The organism is Flavobacterium sp. 21.1, assembly GCF_057801535.1.
On sequence record NZ_JBYNXA010000005.1, the window covers coordinates 69,401 to 91,751 of the forward strand.

The 22,351-nt window shown below is 38.7% G+C and carries 20 protein-coding genes; 15 read left to right on the top strand and 5 right to left on the bottom strand.

The window, feature by feature from the left end; all coding sequences use genetic code 11:
* Window positions 1-58: 58 nt before the first annotated feature.
* Window positions 59-493, top strand: coding sequence for a hypothetical protein (locus AC3E9U_RS12335; protein WP_488747220.1), 435 nt, complete (start codon window positions 59-61; stop codon window positions 491-493).
* A 77-nt stretch (window positions 494-570) separates the two neighbouring features.
* On the opposite strand, the gene AC3E9U_RS12340 is transcribed toward AC3E9U_RS12335, so the two are convergent.
* From AC3E9U_RS12340 to AC3E9U_RS12355, 4 genes are all read right to left on the bottom strand, one after another.
* Window positions 571-1,770 carry a peptidylprolyl isomerase gene (locus AC3E9U_RS12340; RefSeq protein ID WP_488747221.1) on the bottom strand — a complete coding sequence of 400 codons (1,200 nt, stop codon included), beginning with the start codon at window positions 1,768-1,770 and terminating at the stop codon, window positions 571-573.
* A gap of 69 nt (window positions 1,771-1,839) precedes the next feature.
* Window positions 1,840-2,928 (bottom strand): peptidylprolyl isomerase, encoded by a 1,089-nt coding sequence (locus AC3E9U_RS12345; RefSeq protein ID WP_488747222.1) that lies wholly within the window; start codon window positions 2,926-2,928, stop codon window positions 1,840-1,842.
* 28 nt (window positions 2,929-2,956) lie between these two features.
* Complete coding sequence (gene gldI / locus AC3E9U_RS12350) at window positions 2,957-3,514, bottom strand: gliding motility-associated peptidyl-prolyl isomerase GldI (protein ID WP_488747223.1); 558 nt, start codon at window positions 3,512-3,514, stop codon at window positions 2,957-2,959.
* Window positions 3,515-3,543: 29 nt separating this feature from the next.
* The gene (locus tag AC3E9U_RS12355; protein WP_488747659.1) at window positions 3,544-4,581 is read right to left on the bottom strand and encodes a DHH family phosphoesterase; all 1,038 of its coding nucleotides are present in this window, start codon (window positions 4,579-4,581) and stop codon (window positions 3,544-3,546) included.
* Window positions 4,582-4,674: 93 nt separating this feature from the next.
* On the opposite strand from AC3E9U_RS12355, the gene guaA reads away from it, so the two are divergent.
* The 14 genes from guaA to pafA all read left to right on the top strand — a co-directional run bounded on the left by guaA (window position 4,675) and on the right by pafA (window position 20,970).
* The gene (gene guaA / locus AC3E9U_RS12360) at window positions 4,675-6,204 is read left to right on the top strand and encodes a glutamine-hydrolyzing GMP synthase (RefSeq protein ID WP_488747224.1); all 1,530 of its coding nucleotides are present in this window, start codon (window positions 4,675-4,677) and stop codon (window positions 6,202-6,204) included.
* 77 nt (window positions 6,205-6,281) lie between these two features.
* The gene (locus tag AC3E9U_RS12365; protein ID WP_488747225.1) at window positions 6,282-8,243 is read left to right on the top strand and encodes an amino acid ABC transporter substrate-binding protein; all 1,962 of its coding nucleotides are present in this window, start codon (window positions 6,282-6,284) and stop codon (window positions 8,241-8,243) included.
* Window positions 8,243-8,647, top strand: coding sequence for an OsmC family protein (locus tag AC3E9U_RS12370; RefSeq protein ID WP_488747226.1), 405 nt, complete (start codon window positions 8,243-8,245; stop codon window positions 8,645-8,647). Before AC3E9U_RS12365 ends, AC3E9U_RS12370 begins: the two co-directional genes overlap by 1 nt.
* A gap of 15 nt (window positions 8,648-8,662) precedes the next feature.
* Entirely contained in the window at window positions 8,663-9,307 is a 645-nt protein-coding gene (locus AC3E9U_RS12375) for a hypothetical protein (RefSeq protein WP_488747227.1), read from the top strand.
* A 10-nt stretch (window positions 9,308-9,317) separates the two neighbouring features.
* Complete coding sequence (locus tag AC3E9U_RS12380) at window positions 9,318-9,548, top strand: DUF3820 family protein (protein ID WP_488747228.1); 231 nt, start codon at window positions 9,318-9,320, stop codon at window positions 9,546-9,548.
* Window positions 9,549-9,655: 107 nt separating this feature from the next.
* Complete coding sequence (pyrG, locus tag AC3E9U_RS12385) at window positions 9,656-11,272, top strand: CTP synthase (protein WP_488747229.1); 1,617 nt, start codon at window positions 9,656-9,658, stop codon at window positions 11,270-11,272.
* Between the two features lie 102 nt (window positions 11,273-11,374).
* A complete protein-coding gene (gene yidC, locus AC3E9U_RS12390; protein WP_488747230.1) occupies window positions 11,375-13,261 on the top strand; it encodes a membrane protein insertase YidC in 1,887 nt (628 codons plus the stop codon).
* Window positions 13,262-13,342: 81 nt separating this feature from the next.
* Window positions 13,343-14,143, top strand: coding sequence for a pyrroline-5-carboxylate reductase (gene proC / locus AC3E9U_RS12395; protein WP_488747231.1), 801 nt, complete (start codon window positions 13,343-13,345; stop codon window positions 14,141-14,143).
* Between the two features lie 194 nt (window positions 14,144-14,337).
* On the top strand, window positions 14,338-15,075 hold the full coding sequence (locus AC3E9U_RS12400) for a toxin-antitoxin system YwqK family antitoxin (RefSeq protein ID WP_488747232.1): 738 nt from the start codon (window positions 14,338-14,340) through the stop codon (window positions 15,073-15,075).
* 18 nt (window positions 15,076-15,093) lie between these two features.
* Window positions 15,094-16,281 (top strand): tRNA 2-thiouridine(34) synthase MnmA, encoded by a 1,188-nt coding sequence (gene mnmA / locus AC3E9U_RS12405; protein ID WP_488747660.1) that lies wholly within the window; start codon window positions 15,094-15,096, stop codon window positions 16,279-16,281.
* Between the two features lie 27 nt (window positions 16,282-16,308).
* Window positions 16,309-17,925 carry a S8 family serine peptidase gene (locus AC3E9U_RS12410; RefSeq protein ID WP_488747233.1) on the top strand — a complete coding sequence of 539 codons (1,617 nt, stop codon included), beginning with the start codon at window positions 16,309-16,311 and terminating at the stop codon, window positions 17,923-17,925.
* Window positions 17,926-17,937: 12 nt separating this feature from the next.
* The gene (locus AC3E9U_RS12415; RefSeq protein WP_488747234.1) at window positions 17,938-18,879 is read left to right on the top strand and encodes an NAD(P)H-dependent flavin oxidoreductase; all 942 of its coding nucleotides are present in this window, start codon (window positions 17,938-17,940) and stop codon (window positions 18,877-18,879) included.
* An 18-nt stretch (window positions 18,880-18,897) separates the two neighbouring features.
* Window positions 18,898-19,305, top strand: a complete 408-nt coding sequence (locus AC3E9U_RS12420; protein ID WP_488747235.1) for a hypothetical protein — start codon at window positions 18,898-18,900, stop codon at window positions 19,303-19,305.
* A gap of 45 nt (window positions 19,306-19,350) precedes the next feature.
* On the top strand, window positions 19,351-20,970 hold the full coding sequence (gene pafA / locus AC3E9U_RS12425; protein ID WP_488747236.1) for an alkaline phosphatase PafA: 1,620 nt from the start codon (window positions 19,351-19,353) through the stop codon (window positions 20,968-20,970).
* 74 nt (window positions 20,971-21,044) lie between these two features.
* Here the strand turns inward: pafA and lysA are convergent, their stop codons facing one another.
* Complete coding sequence (lysA, locus tag AC3E9U_RS12430; protein ID WP_488747237.1) at window positions 21,045-22,250, bottom strand: diaminopimelate decarboxylase; 1,206 nt, start codon at window positions 22,248-22,250, stop codon at window positions 21,045-21,047.
* Between the last annotated feature and the right edge of the window lie 101 nt (window positions 22,251-22,351).

The following is a 22,351-nucleotide window of genomic DNA, read 5'->3' on the forward strand; positions in this document are numbered from 1 at the left end:
AAAAAAGACAGTCCTACTTCATTCTTTAAAATCTTACCTTTGTGAAAAATCAAAAAATATGAACATCTATCCAAAGAACGGAGTAGGAGAATTGCTTTTCGGAATGAGGCGTCCCCATGTTGAGGCTGTTTATGGGAAGCCCGACAGACAATTTTTCGATGAAGACAAAAACGTTGTCTACATGTATAATGAATACAAAATGCGACTGACTTTCTATGACGACGAGGAGTTTCGTTTAGGCTATATTGTGATTTCGGATGCACACGCAATGCTTTTTGATAAACCTGTGATTGGGAGAACTGCCAAAGAAATTCAGGATGAATTACCGCAGAAGCAATTCAAAGAATGGGAGGTTTCAGAAGAAGACGGAATCGAAAATACATTCAATGAAGACAATTGGTTAATGCTGATTTCTGAATTCGGTGAAATTGTAAAAGTGGAAGTCGGAGCAGTGATAATCAATGACGAGTTTGACTGGAAGTTTTCGGCATAAAAGATCATAAGCATAAAAATTAAAAAAGGCACAAAAGTAAAAACTGATGTGCCTTTTTATATTTTGAAATCTGAAGATTATTGTTTTGGAGCAACTTCTGTCATTTCCAATTCGAAGACTAAGTCGGTATTTGGCGGGATAACGTTTCCGGCACCTCTTTCACCGTAGCCTAATTTAGAAGGGATAAAGATCAAAGCTCTGTCGCCTGAATTCATATTTTCCAATCCTTCAATAAAGCCGGGGATTAAACCGGTTTTGTTTCCGTACGTAAAAGGGAATCCTGCATAACCGCCTTGTTGCGCACGCATCGGATCATATTTTCCGTATAATTTAGCTACATCTTCAAAGCTTGCGTCAAATAATTTACCGTTTTCGAAATAACCGGCGTAACCAATTTGAACCTGAGCACCTGCAGCCGGTTTTTTGCCACTTCCTTTTTTAGTGATCACGTATTTCAATCCGCTTGGTGTAGTAGTGGCTGTAGCTTTCAGTTTTTCAAACTCAGCTTTTTTCATCTGCATAACCTGACCGAATTTTTCATTATACTCTTTGTCTTTAGCGGCTTCCATTTCAGCCATCTTTTTCTTTTTCTCTTCCTCTGCAGCAGCTTGTTTTTTGTCATCTTCCGCTTTATTTGCGAAATAATCCGCGAATGTTTTAGAGGCGTCAAATTTCTTAGCTTCTTTTCCTTTACGAACAATAGTGACTTTAACGATTTTATCACCTTGTTCAATGCTGTTTACTACATCCATTCCTTCGGTTACTTCTCCAAAAACAGTGTGTTTTCCGTTTAACCATGGCGTTTCTTTGTGCGTGATGAAAAACTGACTTCCGTTAGTTCCCGGCCCTGCATTTGCCATTGAAAGAATACCGCCTTTACTGTGCGTTAAAGTTGGGTCGATCTCGTCTTTGAATTTATAACCCGGATCTCCTCCTCCTGTTCCAAGAGGGTCTCCTCCCTGAATCATGAAATCTTTAATTACTCGGTGGAAAGTCAGGCCATCATAATAAGGCTTTCCTTTATATTGTTCAGCTACTGCAGTGTTGGTTCCTTCCGCTAAAGCTACAAAGTTGGCAACGGTTACCGGAGTTTTTTGAAATTCTAATTTTACCGTGATTTTACCTTTAGTGGTTTCAATTGCAGCGAAAAGTCCATCAGTAGAGCTTTTAGGTGCAGCTGTAGTGGTTTTTGTTTTGGATGCAGATGTTTTCTTGGTTTTTTGAGCATAACCGCTCATGATTCCTAAAAACAATAAAAGCAGAATTTTGTTTTTCATAGTTAGGTTGTATTCGCCTTACTCTTTTCGCATTATGCGGGGATTTTCAGGATTTTTCCCTTAGGTTAATTATTTTTTTGCAGATAATTCAATTTCAAATATAAGATTTGTGTTCGGTGGAATAATCGGCGGAGCACCTCTTTCTCCATAGGCAAGATAAGAAGGAATAAACAAAAGCAGTTTATCTCCGGTAGACATTTTTTCCATACCTTCAATAAAGCCTGGGATCAAACCTTCTTTCTTTCCGTATTCGAAAGGAAACGGATTATAACCACCTTGCTGGTCTCTTGCTTCGTCATAGTTTCCGAATAGTTCAGCCACATCTTTATAGTTTGTGTCAAAAAGCTGGCCATTCTCGAAATAGCCGGCATAACTGAAAAGTACCCCAGTGCCCGGAGTTAATTTTGGCTGATTCCCTTTTTTGATGAAAGTGTACTGTAAACCGGATTCAGTTTTAATGGCTTTGGCTTTTAAAGCATCAAATTCAGCTAGTTTGTCCGTTTTGATTTTTGCTGTTTTTTCTTCGAGTTTCTTCAATTCCACGGCTTCCGTATCATAGTAGTTTTTAAAAACTTTTAAAGCGTCGAAAGTAGAAGCCTGGGTGCCTTTGCGGATAATAGTCACTTTTGTGATCTCATCATTACCTTCAATTGCTGCAACCACATCCATTCCTTCAACTACTTTTCCGAAAATCGTATGAATTCCGTCAAGATGGGGAGTTGCAGAGCGGGTAATGAAAAACTGGCTTCCGTTAGTATTTGGTCCGGCATTGGCCATTGATAGAACACCACTGTCGTTATGTTTTAAAGAAGGGTCGATTTCATCTTTGAATTTGTATCCCGGTCCGCCATTTCCACTTCCTTCAGGATCACCACCCTGAATCATAAAGTCTTGAATTACACGGTGAAAGGTTAGTCCGTCGTAAAAAGGTTTTCCTTTGTACTGCGCTTTAACAAAAGGGTTTTTTCCCTCTGCCAATGTTACAAAATTGGCAACGGTTACCGGAGCTTTAGTGTATTCCAGTGATACAAGAATGTCTCCTTTCGGGGTTTCTATATTGGCATATAAGCCATCAGGAAGGTTTTCGTGATTTTTTTTGTTGCAGGAAAATAATAAGACCGTAAGTAGTACTAATAGTCCTTTAATTGTTTTTCTCATTGTAATCGTAAAAATGTGATTTAGGGAATTAAGGTTTTTCCGTTGTGGTTTTGAAATCGTTTAAAGTTACTTTACAGATAACAGGTTGGTTGGTTCCGATCTTTTCGTTATCGCCGTGGTAGCCATAAGCCATATGCGAAGGGAAAAGGAAGGTTACTTTTTCTCCTTTTTTCATCAGTTTTATACCGTCACGCAAACCCATCATTATATGTTGCTTGTCTACAACATAGGTTTGTGTTTTCAGTTCTTCGGCAGTATAGATTACGTTTCCTGATAAATCGGTTACTTCATAATCAAAATTAGCGATATCGCCTTTTTTTGGAGTTTGGGTTTCCGTGTCGCTTTTCACATCGTAGTAATACCAGTAGCCTTTTGGAGAGGCAATATAAGTGTGAGCAGTATCCTTTGCGATGATTTGCTTTATCTGGGTTTCTTCGTTGTTGATCAGCTTTTTGTTTCGTTCGATGGATTCCTTTATAAAAGTTCCGCCCGAGTGGGAAACCGGTTTTCTGGCTTCCTGTTGTTGGGTGCAGCAGGCGAACAATAGTCCGGAAAGCATTACTCCGTATATATAGATCTTTTTCATAATTCAATTTTTAAACTGACTGAAATCATTTATTGAGTCAGCACTTTTTCGTCAGTTGTTTTTTTTTCAGACGCTAAAATAGCAATAAATTGTTTGATGGTTTCTTCCATGGATAAGTCTGATTTTCCGCCGGCTGCATTTATATGGCCACCGCCGTTAAAATGATTTCTTGCGAACTGATTTACATCAAACGAACCCTGCGAACGGAACGATATTTTGATAATACCTTCGTCTTTGTTTTCGATAAAAATTGCGGTAAAATCATATCCTTCTAAGGAAAGTCCGTAATTCACAATTCCTTCCGTGTCGCCTTTTGTATAACCAAAAGTATCAAGTTCTTCCTGGCTTAAGGTAATATAGGAGGTTTTGTACTCAGGAAGAAGTTTCATGTTTTGCAATGCGCGCCCCAGTAACTGTAAACGATTATAGGAACTGGTATCGAAAAGCAGGTTGTGTATTTTTGGATTTTCAACGCCTTTGTCAATCAGGTCAGCAACAACACGATGCGTCGTACTGGATGTTAATGGGAAACGGAAAGAACCCGAATCTGTTACAATCCCGGTATAAATACACGTTGCAACAGTTTTATTGATCAGGTTTTCCCCGGCTAACTGGTGAATGAAGTGATAGATCATTTCACAAGTCGAACCATATCCCGTATCAGAAAACGTGAATTTGGAATAATTGTCCGGTAACTGGTGATGGTCGATCATCACAAAGGTTTTGTCCAGTTTTTCCAAAGTAGCCTGCATGAAATCGCCAACGCGGTGCAGGGCATTGAAGTCCAGTGTGAAAATAAGGTCTGCCTGATTTAATTTTTCAATGCACTTTTCAACTTCTTTTTCAAAAACCAGAACTTTATCAGCATCGGGAAGCCAGGCTAAAAAATTAGGAAATTCATTTGGCGAGATTACCGAAACATCGTGATTTTTCTGAAGTAAAAAATGGTACAGCCCTAAAGAAGAGCCCATTGCATCACCATCGGGATTACGGTGGGGGATAATAGCTATTTTTTTTGGAGAAGCTAAAAGTTCTTTAAGCGCTTCAATTTCATTGGTTGTCATCATGTTGCGAAAATACATTTTTTCGGGATATTTTCCATTACTTAAATCTTTCAAAGTTTTAATTTTTCATTTTCACAGAAATAACTATTTTTGCACATGCAACACAACGTACTTATTTTAGATTTCGGATCGCAATACACTCAGCTTATTGCGCGTAGAGTTCGCGAATTAAACATATTCTGCGAAATTTTTCCTTATAATCATTTTCCGGATGATTTGTCAAGTTATAAAGCGGTAATTTTAGGAGGTAGTCCTTTCTCTGTTCGCGGAGAAGATGCGCCACATCCTGATTTATCACAGATCAGAGGTAAAATGCCTTTGCTTGCTGTTTGTTATGGAGCACAATATCTGGCACATTTTAACGGAGGTGAAGTAGCTGCTTCAAACACCAGAGAATATGGTAGAGCTAATTTGTCTTATATTAAGGAGAACGAAGTTTTCTTTGATGGCGTGGTTCAAAACAGTCAGGTTTGGATGAGCCACAGTGACAGTATCAAAGCATTACCTACAAACGGAGTTAAGTTGGCGAGCACAAATGATGTGGAATATGCGGCTTATAAAATCGAAGGTGAGACCACTTATGCAATTCAGTATCATCCGGAAGTATTTCACTCTACTGACGGAAAGCAAATGCTTGAAAATTTCCTTGTGAAAATTGCTGAAGTACCTCAAAACTTTACACCAGGTGCTTTTGTTGAGGAGATCGTAGCTGAAATGCAGGAGAAAATCCAGAACGATAAAGTTGTTCTTGGGCTTTCAGGTGGTGTGGATTCTACCGTAGCAGCTGTGTTATTAAACAAAGCGATCGGACAGAACTTATATTGTATTTTCGTTAATAACGGTTTATTGCGTAAGAATGAATTTGAAAACGTATTGAACCAATATAAAGGAATGGGCTTAAACGTAAAAGGAGTAGATGCTTCTGAACGATTTTTGTCTGAATTAGCCGGAGTGGATGACCCGGAAACAAAAAGAAAAATCATCGGTCGTGTATTTATCGAAGTTTTTGACGATGAAGCGCACCATATCGAAGATGTAAAATGGTTGGCGCAGGGAACTATTTATCCGGACGTAATCGAATCGGTTTCGGTAAAAGGACCTTCTGCAACAATCAAATCGCATCACAATGTAGGTGGTTTACCGGATTACATGAAACTTAAAATAGCAGAACCTTTGCGTATGTTATTTAAAGATGAAGTACGTCGAGTTGGTAAAACATTAGGAATTGACGATGAATTATTAGGAAGACACCCTTTCCCTGGACCTGGGCTTTCTATCCGTATCTTAGGAGATATTACTCCGGAGAAAGTAAGAATCCTTCAGGAAGTGGATTATGTTTTCATCGAAGGGTTGAAATCTCACGGATTGTACGACAAAGTTTGGCAGGCAGGAGCAATTTTGTTGCCGGTAAACAGTGTCGGAGTTATGGGGGATGAGCGTACTTATGAAAAAGTAGTTGCATTGCGCGCAGTAGAATCTACGGACGGAATGACGGCTGACTGGGTTCATTTACCATATGACTTCTTAATGAAGATCTCAAATGAAATCATCAATAAGGTAAAAGGTGTGAACCGAGTTGTTTACGATATCAGCTCGAAACCGCCTGCCACAATTGAGTGGGAATAAAATATTTAAGAAAAATAGGAATTAAGTCGTTACAATCTATAACTTTGTGACGACTTGTTCGTTTTAAAAAATACCATATGAAGTACTTTTTTACTGGATTGTGTACTGCTTTATTGGTTTCTGTTTCTGCTTTTGCACAAACAAAGGAACATAAAGTAGCGAAAGGGGAAACTGCCTATTCGATAGCCAAAAAATACAATTTGACAGCGGAAGATATCTATCGTTTAAATCCAAATGCCAAAAACGGCGTTAATGAAAATTCGATACTTTTAATTCCGACTAAAGGAGGGCAGCCTTTTAAGGTAACTCCGAAAGAAGTAGCGAAAGAAACTCCCAAGCCAACCGGTAAAGAAGCTCCGAAACCATCAGGTAAGGAAACGCGTGTTTATCATGTGGTAGAAGCGAAAGAAACTGTATTCAGCATAGCTAAAAAGTACGATACAACAGTAGAGTCAATCACTAAGAATAATCCTGATATTGAGAAAGAAGGGTTGAAATTAGGGCAGACGATTGTGGTTTTTACAACTAAAAAAATAGATAAACCCGAAACTGTGAAACCGGTTGCAACAGCTTCTTCAAAGTATCATGTTGTGGAGCCGAAAGAAACAAAATTCGGTATAGCAAAGAAAAATAATCTATCTGTTGAGGAGCTTGAGTCTTTAAATCCTGAAATAAAAGAAAATCTGGAAATAGGTCAGAAACTGCGCCTTAATAAAAATACTCCCGTAGCGGCAAAAACACCAACTGTACAACCAAAACAAGTAGTGCAGTACATGGATTATACCGTTCAGCCGAAAGAAACACTTTACAGTTTGACAAGAGGATCGGGACTGAGTCAGGAGCAATTGCTGGCGGTGAATCCGGAGTTGGCTGGCGGGGTAAAAACGGGTATGGTGATCAAAGTTCCTTCAGACGCGAAGTTTAATCAAATCATGCCGAACAAAGCGCAAGTGGATATTGTCAAAACCTTAAATAAACAGGAAGGTAAGGAGTTGGTATTGATGCTGCCGTTCCATCTTGATAAGATTGAAGCGGATTCGGTAAATTCGGTTACGGAACGACTTAAAAAGGATAAATTTCTGAATATGACGCTCGATTTTTATGCAGGAGCTTTAATTGCCATTGATTCTGCCAAAACACTTGGATTGCCTTTGACGGTGAAGATCCTGGATTCAGAAGAGTCGAAAAATTCTTCGGCTGTAGCTGCTTTGATCAGTACAAACGATTTCTCTAAAACCGATGCTATAATCGGTCCGTTTTTCCAAAATCATGTAGAAACGACAGCGGCTTTATTGGAAAAATACAATACTCCTGTAATTTCACCATTGTCTAACGAGAGAGGAAAACCATATTCCAATCTGTTTCAGGCCATGCCAAATGCATTGGATGTGAAACGCAAGATGTTTGATTTCATGATGGAAAAAAACGGAAACATAATTGCCATCATCGATCCTAAAAAAGGAAGTTCCAAACAGTTCATTACAGAAAATTATCCTAATGTTAAGATTGCAGAAATTAATGACAAAGGGGTTCCGACATTGGAGAATGTAAAAAGTCTGATGGATAAAGACAAGGTCAATTATGTGATATTGGAATCCGAAAAAACAGGAATGGTATTGAGTACATGTAACATTCTGGTTAGTGCGACTTCGGAATATCAGGTACAGATGGTGACTTTAGATAAGAATGAAACGCTTGATTTTGAGGAGATTCCTTTAAGTAAATTGACTAAGCTTAAATTGCTGTATCCTTCTGTGTCAAGAGATAATGAAACGCCTCAGGCCGCTATTTTTGCGAAGGTGTTCAAAAGAAAAAACAATATTTTTCCAAACCGATTCGCGACCAGAGGTTTTGATGTGACGTTTGACGTGATCCTGAGATTGTTCCAGGACGGAGGTTATAAGGAATCGGTAAACGAAAAAGCATCAGAGCAGATTGAAAGTAAATTCAATTATGTTAATATTGATGGCGGATACTACAACAAAGGAATTTACCTGTTGTATTACGACGAAGATCTAACTTTAAAAGAAGCAAAATAATGGCAACTTCAAAAGTAACTTACTTAGGCGATTTAAGAACGTCTTCGGTACATTTACAATCCGGAAATACCATCATTACTGATGCTCCGACAGATAATCACGGTAAAGGGGAGGCCTTTTCTCCGACGGATTCCGTCGCAAATGCTTTAGCTACCTGTATGCTTACGGTTATGGGAATCAAAGCCCGTGAGATGGATGTGGATTTTACAGGTTCTACGGCGGAAGTAACCAAAATTATGGGAACAGATCCAAGAAGAATAGTTGAGATTCAGGTGGTATTCCAGATGTCTGTTGCGGCTGATGAAAAAACCAGAAGCATATTGGAAAAAACAGCGATGACTTGTCCTGTTTTATTCAGTTTGCATGCTGATATTAAAAAGGATGTTACTTTTAACTGGAAATAAGAGTAATTGTAAGTAATGGAGTTTTTAATTTTTAAGAAGTTCGACAAACAGGAAGACGCCGTTTATTTTAGTACTGTTTTGAAAGACAATGGTATTGAAGTTATTCTTGAAGATACGGGTAATTCTTTGGATTCGAATTTCGGGAACAGCGCTTTTGCTATTGAATACATACTGAAGATCCAAAAAGCTTTTTTTAGTGCGGCAGAGGAGCTGTTCAATGAAGTTTCAATATCTCAGATTGAAGAGGTAGACGAAAGTTATTACCTGTTTCAGTATTCCAATGAGGAGTTAAAAGATGTTGTTGAGAAAAAAGACGAATGGGGTGATTTTAATTTTAATCTTGCCTTAAAGATATTGAAAGACAGAGGAATTGAAGTGTCTGAAACTCAAATTGCGGAAGCTCAGAAAAAGAGATTGGCGGAGCTTTCAAAACCGGAAAAAGATCAGGGTATTTGGGTGGTATTCGGTTACTTCTTTGCTTTGCTTGGCGGATTTTTAGGAATTTTTATCGGATGGCATCTTTTAGCATTCAAAAAAATGTTGCCTAACGGAGATAAAGTTCATAACTATTCTTCGAAGGATAGAAATCATGGAAAAAGGATTTTTATTTTGGGAATTGTTTTTGCATTCCTTTGGATAATAGTAACTCAGATAGTATAAAAAATAAGGTTTGAAAGAAGACAAGCAATTGCTTATTAAACTCGCACATACAAAAATGCCCTTCGGAAAATACGAAGGGTATTTTCTTATTGACTTACCCGAATATTATGTGGTTTGGTACCATAATAAAGGTTTTCCCAAAGGGCAATTGGGAGAGCAGCTTCAATTGGTTTATGAACTCAAACTTAACGGCCTGGAAGAACTCGTGAGAAACATCCGTAAAAACTTTCCGAAGCCTTAATTCTTTAACGAATAATTGTCATTTGCGAATAGCTAATAATCAATTTATAATCGTATTTTTGCCAGGTTTTTTTAAACAACAACACAACACACAATAAAAACAACACAATGAATCAGACGAAGTATATTTTTGTTACCGGAGGTGTGTCCTCTTCTTTAGGAAAAGGAATTATCGCAGCTTCTTTAGCAAAATTATTGCAGGCAAGGGGGTACAGAACAACCATTCAGAAATTTGATCCGTATCTGAATGTCGATCCGGGAACGTTAAATCCATACGAACATGGGGAATGTTATGTAACGGATGATGGTGCCGAGACCGATTTGGATTTAGGACACTATGAAAGATTCCTGAATGTTCCGACTTCTCAGGCGAATAACGTAACCACCGGAAGAGTATATCTTTCTGTGATCGAAAAAGAGCGCCGTGGCGAATTTTTGGGTAAAACAGTTCAGGTAGTTCCTCATATTACCAATGAAATTAAGGAACGTATGCAGTTACTTGGTAAATCTGGTGATTATGACATTGTGATTACTGAAATTGGTGGAACTGTAGGTGATATTGAATCACTGCCTTATATTGAGTCTGTACGTCAGTTGGTGTGGGAATTGGGTGAAAGCAATGCACTTGTTATTCACTTAACACTGATTCCTTACCTGGCAGCAGCTGGTGAGTTGAAAACCAAACCAACGCAACACTCGGTAAAAACGTTGATGGAAAGCGGAATCAAAGCTGATATCCTTGTTTGCCGTACGGAGCATGAATTGTCTCAGGATTTACGTCAGAAATTGGCATTGTTCTGTAATGTGAAGAAAGAAGCGGTTATTCAGTCAATCGATGCTTCAACGATTTATGATGTTCCGAACTTAATGTTGGAAGAAGGATTGGATAAAGTGGCGTTGAAAAAACTGGATCTACCGGAGAGAAACTTACCGGATTTGACACAATGGAACGAGTTCCTGCATAAACTGAAAAACCCTAAACATGAAGTAAATATCGGTTTGGTTGGTAAATATGTGGAATTGCAGGATTCTTATAAATCGATTTTAGAAGCTTTCATTCACGCAGGTGCTGCAAATGAAACTAAAGTGAACGTGGTTAGTATCCATTCCGAATATTTAGATGCTAAAACAGCTGAAAGCCAATTAAAAGGTTTGGATGGTATATTGGTTGCTCCGGGATTCGGAGGTCGCGGAATCGAAGGGAAGATCGAAACGGTTCGTTATGCAAGAGAAAACAAGATTCCGTTCTTCGGGATCTGTTTGGGAATGCAGATGGCAGTAATCGAATATTCAAGAAATGTATTAGGTTATGCAGATGCTAATTCGACTGAGATGAACGAAAGTACAGCTCATCCGGTGATCAGCATTATGGAAGAACAGAAAAACGTTACCGATAAAGGCGGAACTATGCGTTTAGGTGCATGGAAATGTCAGCTTAAAGAAAATACACTGGCGCATAAGATTTACGGTAAAACCGATATTTTGGAGCGTCACCGTCACCGTTATGAATTCAATGGTGAGTTTTTAAATGAATTAGAAGCAGCCGGATTAAAAGCAACAGGAGTCAATCCGGATACCGGTTTGGTAGAGATTGTTGAGTTAGAAAGCCATCCGTTCTTCATTGGGGTTCAATACCACCCGGAATATAAAAGTACAGTAGCAAACCCGCATCCGTTGTTTGTCAACTTCGTGGCTGCTGCAGTTAAAAATAAAGTTTGTTGCTAAAACCAAAAACAAATAGTCAGGTTTTTTGGTAACAAATAACAATAATTATTGACTAACGAATCGTTTACTGCTTAAAGCCTAATGCTTAAAGCTAAATTTAAAATGGAACAAAAAAAATTAGACGCTAAATCCATCGTAGCATTTGTATTAATTGCCGGTTTAATGATTTGGATGATGTTCAACAACATCAAAGAAGAAAAAAAATCAATGGCAGAAGATGAGAAAAAAGCAACTACCGAAAAAATTGAAAAAGCAAAAGAGCAAGCTGTTACTGCTGCAATCAGTGATTCAACACAAACGGATTCTTTAAAAGTAAAAGCATTACAAGGTTCTTTAGGAGCTTTTGCTTATTCGGCTGCATTACCATCGGCAAAAGATAATGTTACTGAAATCAAAAACGAGTTGGTAACGTTAAAAATCGCTAATAAAGGTGGTTATATCGTTGATGCTAAAGTGAATAATTTTGAGAAATTCCATAAAGGTTCGAACCTTCCGGTTGAAATTATCAAAAACAACAACGCTAACCTGAATATTCAATTCCAGACAAAAGATAACCGAGTTTTAAATACAAAAGACATGTATTTCGAGCCGACGGTTACTAAAGAAGGAAACAATCAGGTAGTGACCATGCGTTTAAAAGCGGGTGAAAACCAATTCTTAGAGTACCGTTATGTATTGAAACCAAATGAGTACATGATGGATTTCGGTATCCGTACCCAGGGATTGAGTCAGGTGATCAATACTTCAAAACCGCTTGATTTAGACTGGCAATTAAAAGCATACAGAAACGAAAAAAGTATTTCTTATGAAAACCGTTACACAGATGTCCGTTATGAATATGAAGGAGGAAAAGACAATAGTTTAAGCCAGACAAGCAAATTAGACGAGGAAACGGTTGAGGATCTTACGTATGTAGCCTTCAAACAGGATTTGTTCACCTCTATTTTATTAACTGAAACACCAATTAAAGGCGCTCAGTTAAAATCAGAGAATTTGATCCATGATGAGAAAATCGATACTGTTTTTACTAAAAATTTCTCTGCTAAATTACCGTTGGCATTCAAAAACGGGGAGCTGAATTATGCGATGAACTGGTACTATGGTCCGGCTGATTATAAGATTTTAAATAATTACAATAAAAACCTTGATGAAGTAATGCCTTTAGGATGGGGAATTTTCGGTTGGATCAACCGTTATGTTTTCATTCCGGCTTACGGATTTTTAAGTGGGTTTCTGCCTCAGGGAATTGCAATTATCATTTTCACAATGTTAGTTCGTTTGGTAATGTCTCCGGTAACATATAAGTCGTACCTTTCTCAGGCTAAGATGAAAGTATTGCGTCCTGAAATTGCCGAATTGAATGAAAAATTCGGTAAGGATCCGATGAAGAAACAACAGGAAACCATGAAATTGTATGGTAAAGCAGGAGTGAATCCTATGGCAGGATGTTTGCCGGCCGTTATGCAGATTCCGGTGTTCTATGCTTTGTTTCAGTTCTTCCCGTCGATGTTTGACTTGCGTCAGAAGAGTTTCCTTTGGGCAGATGACTTATCGTCTTACGATTCAATATTCAAATTGCCTTTCAATATTCCTTTTTACGGAGACCACGTGAGTTTATTCCCGATTTTGGCCTCGATTGCAATTTTCTTCTACATGAGAATGACAACAGGCGATCAGCAAATGTCAGCTCCGCAACAGGAAGGTATGCCGGATATGGGTAAGATCATGAAAGTGATGCTTTACGTTTCTCCGATCATGATGTTGTTCTTCTTTAATAACTATGCTTCAGGATTGAGTTTGTATTACTTTATTTCAAATACGATTACAATCGGAATCATGCTGGTTATCAAGAATTACATTGTAGACGAGAAGAAGATCCATGCTCAGATTCAGGAAAATAAAACTAAAGATAAACCGCAAAGCAAGTTCCAAAAGAAAATGCAGGAAATGATGGAACAGGCGGAAGCGCAGAAGAAGTCCAAAAAGTAATATAATTTTAGTTATAATTCAAAGCCCTGTTTTTAGAAAGTTCAAACTCATAAAATCAGGGCTTTTTTAATTGTCTAAAGTATGAAAATAGCAATTGTCGGTTACGGAAACATGGGGAAGACCTATGCGAACAGTTTCATTAATTCCCGTTTTATCAAAGCGGAAGATATCATCGTGGTTGACAGGTCTTTACCCAATGAAAAAGAAACTTTCGGTATTCCGGCAGCTAATTTCACTGCAGAAATAAATGATGCATTTTCGGAAACAGACATTGTTATTCTGGCGGTAAAGCCACAGGATTTTTTGTCGGTTTCTGAAAAATTGAAATCAAAATTAACGAATAATCAGATCGTTCTTTCGATTATGGCCGGAGTTACAATCGGTACCATTCAACAGAAAATCGCATCGTCTAAAGTGGTACGTTCCATGCCAAATATCGTTTCGCAAATCGGAATGGGAATGACTGTTTTTTCGGCCTCTGCGGATATCGACAGAAAGGATTTGTTCATCATTCAGAATCTTCTGAATACCACCGGAAAGTCAATTTATGTGGATAACGAAAAACTTATTGATGCAGCTACGGCTGTTTCGGGAAGCGGACCGGCATATGTATTCTACTTCATGAAGTCGATGATCAAAGCGGCGGAACAATTAGGATTTACGCCATCCGAAGCAGAATTGTTGGTGAATCAGACTTTCATCGGATCGATTAACCTGAAAAATGCGAATTCTTTTTCTAATGAAGAATGGATTACCAGAGTAGCATCAAAAGGCGGAACAACAGAAAGAGCTTTACAGGTTTTTGATTCTTCGGATACGGAAGATATTATCGCAAAAGCAGTTCTGGCAGCTAATGAACGTGCCCTGGAATTAGGTCTGTAAATTATTTTTAGAAGGAATTGCGAAAACTGGTTCGAAAGTTGATATAGGAGTTGTCATCTAAGAAGTACTAAAGCAAAAGTTAACAACTATTGCCTAAAAGCTTAATTTGATTACTTTTGAAATATTTTTCAAAAATCTGAGTTTTTATTACAGATAAATTGATAAAATACGAATTTAAATTGTTTAAGAAACAAATGATGAAATTAAAGAAAAATCTGGGTTTAGTTTTTTTAATGACACTATGGTGGTCGACTTTTTATGGTCAGGATTCTAATAAATTCGACGAAAACGGAAAACGTCACGGCCAATGGAAAGGTGTTTATGAGGATACAAAAAATCCGCGCTATGAGGGTACTTTCGATCATGGAAAGGAAGTTGGCGTTTTTAAATACTTTGATAATACCGTAAAACTGGTAGTTATCGCAACCCGTGATTTTTCGGCTAACGATGGTTCGCACTATACGACTTTTTTCAATCAGAAAGGCTTTAAGGTAAGCGAAGGTAAAATTGTCGGAAAAGATACGTATGTCGGAGAATGGAAGTACTACCATTTGGATTCTCCGAAAATAATGACCCTTGAAAATTATGTTGACGGTAAACTGAACGGTGTTCGCAAAGTATATTTTCCAAACGGAAAACTTACCGAAGAAACTACTTATGTTAACGGCGTTAAACATGGTAAGTATAAAAAATATGCTGATAATGGCGTTGTGCTCGAAGAATCAAATTACAAGAACGGTCAGTACGACGGTATGGCTACGTTCCGACTTTCAGCAAAGCAGATCAGCGGTCAGGGAATGTTCAAAAACGGAAAGAAAGTGGGCAAGTGGAAAGTGTATGAGAACGGAAAAATGAAAACCGTGAACATGGACTTGCAAGGAAAAAAGTTCGAAAAAAGAACTAAACCTGTTGAAAAATACGAAGGACAATAATTAATGGAGAATAAGGGAATGAAACGTGTTGTAGTAGGGCTTTCCGGCGGTGTAGATTCTAGTGTTGCTGCTTATCTTTTAAAAGAACAAGGATATGAAGTTATCGGCCTTTTCATGAAGAACTGGCATGATGATTCTGTGACCATTTCTAACGAATGTCCATGGCTGGAAGATAGTAATGATGCATTGCTGGTGGCAGAAAAGTTGGGGATTCCGTTTCAGACTGTCGATTTGAGCGAACAATACAAAGAGAAGATCGTTGATTATATGTTCAGCGAATATGAAAAGGGGAGAACCCCAAATCCGGATGTGTTGTGCAACCGCGAAATCAAATTTGACGTTTTCATGAAGATCGCCCTAAGTTTGGGTGCTGATTATGTGGCAACCGGACATTATTGCCGAAAAGGAATAATCGATGTTGACGGAAAAGAAATCTATCAGCTTTTAGAAGGTATTGATGGAAATAAAGATCAATCGTATTTCCTTTGTCAGTTATCACAGGAGCAATTGTCCAAAGCATTATTTCCGATCGGTGAACTAACCAAACCACAGGTTCGCGAAATTGCCGCGAAAATGGACTTGGTTACCGCTGAAAAGAAAGACTCACAGGGATTGTGTTTCATCGGTAAAGTACGTTTGCCTGAGTTCTTGCAGCAGCAGCTTCAGCCAAAAGAAGGATTGATTTATGAAGTGGGTGTGGACAGTCCGATTTATGCTGTTGAAAAACCTGAATTCGGTTCACTGGAAGAAGAATTGGCGTATGCATCTAAAAATATCGAATACAAACCGGAATTTGGAAAAGTAGTTGGTAAACATCAGGGTGCCCACTATTTCACTATCGGTCAGCGAAAAGGACTGAACGTGGGAGGAACCAAAGAGCCTTTGTTTATTGTTTCCACCGATGTTAAAACGAATGCGATATACACCGGTCAGGGTTCTGAACATCCGGGTTTATTCAAAAAAGCATTGTTGGTTAAAAACGATGAAATCCACTGGATACGTGAAGATCTGGCTCTGAAGGATGGTGAATCAATGGATATCATGGCGAGAATCCGCTACCGTCAGCCACTTCAAAAAGCGAAATTATATAAATTCAAAATGGGTGTCTATGTGGTTTTTGATGCACCACAGTCGGCCATCACTGAGGGACAGTTTGTGTCATGGCATATTGAAGATGAATTAGTTGGTTCGGGAGTAATTTCTTAAATTAGCCCATTCCAAAAACAGAAAGCTATGAAAAATGCGTTTCTTTTTTTTACGGTATTGTTCTGCCTGAATGTGTTTTCACAGGAAGATGCCTGGGTTTATTTTGCGGATAAACCAAATGCGCAGTCGTATATCGGTAATCCGCTTACTATGCTTTCTCAAAGAGCTTTAAACCGAAGAACCACTCAAAGTATCGCTTTAAATGTGCAGGATGCACCAATTCAGCAGACATATATTAATCAGGTGAAGAACGCTACCGGAATTACGGTGAAAGCAAAATCAAAATGGTTAAATGCCGTGCATGTAAGAGGAACTCAGACGAATATAGCGGCACTGTCCGCATTACCGTTTGTAAGCAGCATAAGATACGCTAATCATTCGCTAAATCCCGGCGGACGTTCCATTCCGGCGCCGACTCAAAAAGCAAATAAAATCAATAAGTTTATGGATAGTCAGGAGGACTTTAATTATGGTTCTTCTGCAGCTCAGATTCAGATGCTTAATGCCAATTGGCTGCACCAGCAGAATTTTACCGGTCAGGAAAAAATCATAGCCGTTATGGATACCGGTTTTCCGGGAGTAAATACGCAAGCTCCTTTTCAGCGTTTACGTGATCAGAACCTGATTTTGGGTGGCTATAATTTTGTGAACCGAAGCAATAACGTTTATACCGGATTTGCGCACGGAACAATGGTGCTGTCAAATATGGGAGGTTTTGTGGATAATCAGCTGATAGGAACAGCGGTGAATGCCAAATATTATTTATTTGTTACCGAAGATGCCAATAGCGAAAACCCCGTTGAAGAAAGTAATTGGGTGGAAGCTTTGGAAATGGCCGACAGTCTGGGAGTTGATGTCGTAAACACCTCGTTAGGTTATTTCGAATATGATAATCCCGCATATAGTTATTCTTATCAGGATTTAAATGGTCAAAAAGCCTTTTCGTCCCGTGCTGTCGATATTGCATTCAGCAAAGGAATGATTCTTGTTACTTCTGCGGGAAATTCAGGTACTACGGCAAATCCTTATATAGGAGTTCCTGGAGATGCGGCCTTAAATTTAACGGTTGGTGCTGTTAACAGTTCCGAAGTAAAGGCTGGGTTCAGCTCAATAGGTCCAAGTTCAGACGGAAGGATAAAACCTGATTTAATGGCCATGGGCGTCGGAGCAACGGTCGCTACAGAAACAGGAAATGTTACGACAAGCAGCGGAACTTCATTCGCAGGACCAATTTTAGCAGGGGCAGTTGCCTCTTTTTGGAGTGCTTTCCCTAATAAAACTAATGCTGAAATTGTTCAGTTGATCAAAGCATCCGCCGATCGTTTTTCAAATCCGAATAATAATTACGGTTACGGAATCCCGGATTTTCAATTGGCTTATAATAACGTATTGTCAACTTCAGAATTTCAAAGAAAAGGATTTGTGCTTTTTCCTAATCCTATGCAGAATAAACTAAATGTGAGTTTTACGGATCCGGTTTCCGACGCGGAAATTACGTTGTACAACAATCTTGGGCAATTAGTGATCAAGGAGAAGATAAACGAAAATCATGCAATCGCAATCGAAAATTTAAATACAGGAATATATACTTATAATATTACTTTTGATCATAAATCGGAAACCGGTAAACTGATAAAAAAGTAACCCTTTTAAAGAATGAACAGAATAACGCAACTTTTTAATATTAAATACCCGATCGTTCAGGGTGGAATGATTTGGAACAGCGGTTATAAATTAGCCAGTGCTGTAAGTAACGCTGGTGGATTAGGTCTTTTAGGTGCAGGATCCATGTATCCGGAAGTGCTTCGCGAACACATCCAGAAATGTAAAAAGGCTACAGACAAACCATTTGGGGTGAATGTTCCCATGTTGTATCCGGATATTGAACAGATTATGAACATCATCGTGGAAGAGGGGGTGAAAATCGTTTTTACTTCCGCGGGAAACCCTAAAACGTGGACCTCTTTTCTAAAAGAAAGAGGAATAACCGTAGTTCACGTGGTGAGCAGTTCAAAATTCGCTTTAAAAGCGCAGGAAGCCGGAGTTGATGCTGTAGTAGCAGAAGGATTTGAAGCCGGAGGACACAACGGAAGAGAAGAAACCACTACGATGACATTAATCCCAATGGTAAAAGAAAATATCACTATTCCGCTTATTGCAGCCGGAGGAATTGCGACCGGAAGAGGGATGTTAGCCGCAATGGCTTTAGGTGCTGACGGAGTTCAGGTAGGAAGCCGTTTTGCAGCTTCTTTTGAAAGTTCATCACACGATAATTTCAAGAAAACTATTGTTGATGTTGAGGAAGGTGGAACCCATTTGACATTGAAAGAATTGGCTCCCGTGCGATTGGTAAAAAATAAATTCTATCACGATGTTCAAGCATTGTACACACAATGTCCAACAACAGAAGAATTAAAAACGTTATTAGGACGAGCGAGAGCAAAACGTGGTATGTTTGAAGGTGATTTGGACGAAGGTGAACTGGAAATCGGACAGATCTCCGGTTTAATCCACGATATCAAACCAGTGAAACAAATCGTGGACGATATGATGTCCGAATTCGAAACTGCCCGCAGCCAAGTGGCATCATTATTGTAAAATCAGAAAGAAAAAATTATGAAGTTTTTAAAAAATATCAGTTTAGTATTCCTTTTGTTTGTTGGTTTAAATGCAGCAGCACAAACGTATCGATTTGAAACGACGGGAGTAAGTATGAGTATCAAAAATGCTAAAGGGGTTTGGAGTCCGTATTCTGAATTTAAAGATGCAAAAGTCGTGGTGACTTTAGATACGAGCAAGGACCGAATTGTAGTATATTCAGAAGTTATTCAGTTGTATACGATTTTAGGCTACAATGATCCTAAAACCAATGAAGAGGGAAGTGTAGATACGTTCCAGTGTGTGAACGGCGATGGAGAGAAATGCGTAGTGGCTATCCGTACGATAAAAGGAAGTGATTTAAAGCAATTGTATATCTCCGAAGACAGTAGGGTTTTGGTATATAATATGAAATATGTAAAATAAAATAAAGTCCCGGTTTTCGGGATTTTTTATGCAAAAGAACTAACTATGAGAAGATTACTTCAGCTAGCAGTTATCGGACTGGTTTCAACAGTATCAGCACAACAGAAACCGAAATTGGTTGTGGGAATCGTTGTAGATCAGATGAAAATGGAATACTTGTATCGTTTTTCAGAAGATTTTTCCAATGACGGTTTCAAACGACTGATGAACAACGGCTACACGTTTCACAACACGCATTACAATTATATGCCGACGTATACGGCACCTGGTCATGCTTCGGTATATACCGGGACTACACCAACTGTTCATGGAATAGTCGGTAACGAATGGTTCAATAAAGCAACCGGAAAAGATGTGTATTGCACCGATGATGCTTCCGTAAAATTAATCGGAAACGGAGTGGAGAGCGAAGGAAAAATGTCACCAAAAAATCTTCAGGCGACTACCATCACCGACGAACTTAGATTAGCAACGAACTTCAAAGGAAAGGTAATCGGGATCAGTCTGAAAGACCGTGGCGCGATTTTACCGGCAGGCCATTTTGCGAACGGTGCGTATTGGTTCAGTCAGACCGGCGCATTTATTTCAAGTACTTTTTATGCTGAGAAATTACCGGATTGGGTAGCCAAGTTCAATGCTGAAAAAAACTTTCAGAAATACATTGATAAGGGTTGGGACTTACTGAAACCGAAAGAAACCTATAATGAGAGTTTAACGGACAATAATCCGTACGAAGGGATGTTGTTTAAAAAATCGCCTTTTTTTCCGTACAGTTTAAAGGAAATGTATGTTAATAATGATGCGAGTTTATTGCGGTCGACACCATTTGGGAATGATCTGCTGGAGGAATTCGCGGAAAGAACTATTGCTGCTGAAGGCTTGGGAAAAGACAATATCACCGATTTCCTTACGGTGAGTTTTTCATCCACGGATTATATCGGACATACTTTAGGACCCCGTTCGATAGAATTGCAGGATACTTATCTGCGTTTGGATGAAAGTATTGCTCAATTTCTGGAGTATCTTGATAAGAACGTCGGAAAAGACAATTATTTACTGTTCTTAACTGCGGATCATGCCGGTGCTGAGAATGTCAAATTTCTGAAGGATAATAAATATGACGTGGATAATATTCCATGGAAAAACATTGAAACGGAATTGAGTGAATTCTCCACAAGGACATTCGGAGCAAACCTGATTTTGAATTATTCCAATTACAATGTTTTTCTGAATAAAGAAGCAATCAAATCAAAAGGGTTGGAGTTGTCTAAGGTAAAGCAGACTTTTAAAGACTATCTGTACGCTCAGAAATACATCAAGAAAGTTTTTACTGAAGAAGAAATTCTGGCAGCTTCAGCAAATGATTATTATTTGAAAGCGGTTGCAAAAGGGTATGATCCTGTTCAAAACGGCGAATTGGTTTTATTGTTCAAACCTGCTTACGTAGAGTATTCCGGTACGGGAACCACACACGGGAGTCCATACAGTTATGATACGCATGTGCCGTTGATTTTCTACGGGTGGGGAATTGAAAAAGGCGAGTCGCATGATAAAAAAGAAATTACCCAGATTGCGCCAACCGTGGCTCAAAAACTACACATTCAATTTCCAAACGGAACGGAAGCAGAAGTACTGACGGAAATATTAGAGGGAAATAGAAAATAGATTATAGAAAAAGGGCTGTTAAATTATAACAGCCCTTTTTTTGATTTTGATTATAACGAATGATCTAAAGCGATTTAGATTTCAACTTCAATCTGGTTTCTGAGAATGTCATCAAAAGTTTCACGCTGACGGATCAGGTGCGCTTTGCCGTCATTCCAAAGAACTTCTGCTGGTTTGAAACGTGAATTATAGTTAGACGACATGGAGAAACAGTAAGCTCCTGCGTTGCGGAAACTTAAAACATCACCTTCTTTGATTTCGGTGATTCTTCGGTTGGTAGCAAAAGTATCTGTTTCGCAGATATAACCAACTACCGAGTAGAAACGCTCTTTTCCTTTCGGGTGCGATATGTTTTCAATATAATGTTCGGAACCGTATAACATCGGACGGATCAAGTGATTGAATCCAGAATCAACTCCTGCAAAAACAGTAGATGTTGTTTGTTTCACCACATTTACTTTCGCTAAGAAATAGCCCGCTTCACTCACAAGGAATTTACCTGGTTCAAAAGCTAATGTCAGTTCACGTCCGTATTCTTTTTCGAAAGCCAAAAAGCGTTTGGTTAATTTTTTACCCATTTCTTCCACGTTGGTTTCGATATCGCCTTTTTTGTAAGGTACTTTGAACCCGCTTCCGAAATCAAGGAAATCCAGTTGTTTGAAGTTTTTAGCCGTTTCAAATAAGATTTCGGCAGCATATAAGAATACTTCGATGTCTAGAATATCAGAACCCGTATGCATGTGGATTCCGTTGATGTGCATTTTAGTGTTTTCAACAATTCTTAATATGTGAGGCAATTGGTGAATTGAAATTCCGAATTTACTGTCGATATGTCCAACAGAAATATTCGAATTTCCACCCGCCATAACGTGCGGATTGATACGGATACAAACCGGTACCGTAGGATGTTTTGCTCCGAATTGCTCTAAGATCGAAAGGTTGTCAATATTGATCTGAACACCTAAAGCGGCTGCTTCTTCAATTTCGTCCAAAGAAACCCCGTTCGGAGTATAGATGATCATGTCAGGAGAAAAACCGGCATGCAGGCCTAATTGTACTTCCTGAATGGAAACAGTGTCAAGTCCGGAACCCATCTTCTTCAGTAGCTTTAGAACAGATAGGTTTGACAATGCCTTACATGCATAATTGATGCGAAGTTTTTCCACCTTGGAAAAAGCATTGGTTAAACGGTTGTACTGTGATTGAATTTTAGCGGCGTCATACACATAAAGCGGACACCCAAATTCTTCTGCTACTGAAAGTAATTGATTAGATTCCATTTTTGATTAAATTTTTCGTAAAAATAGAAAAGATTTTTCAGTTAGAAATGACAATAGTGTAATTTTAACAAATTGTTACATCATTGTGCTGTGTGTTATAA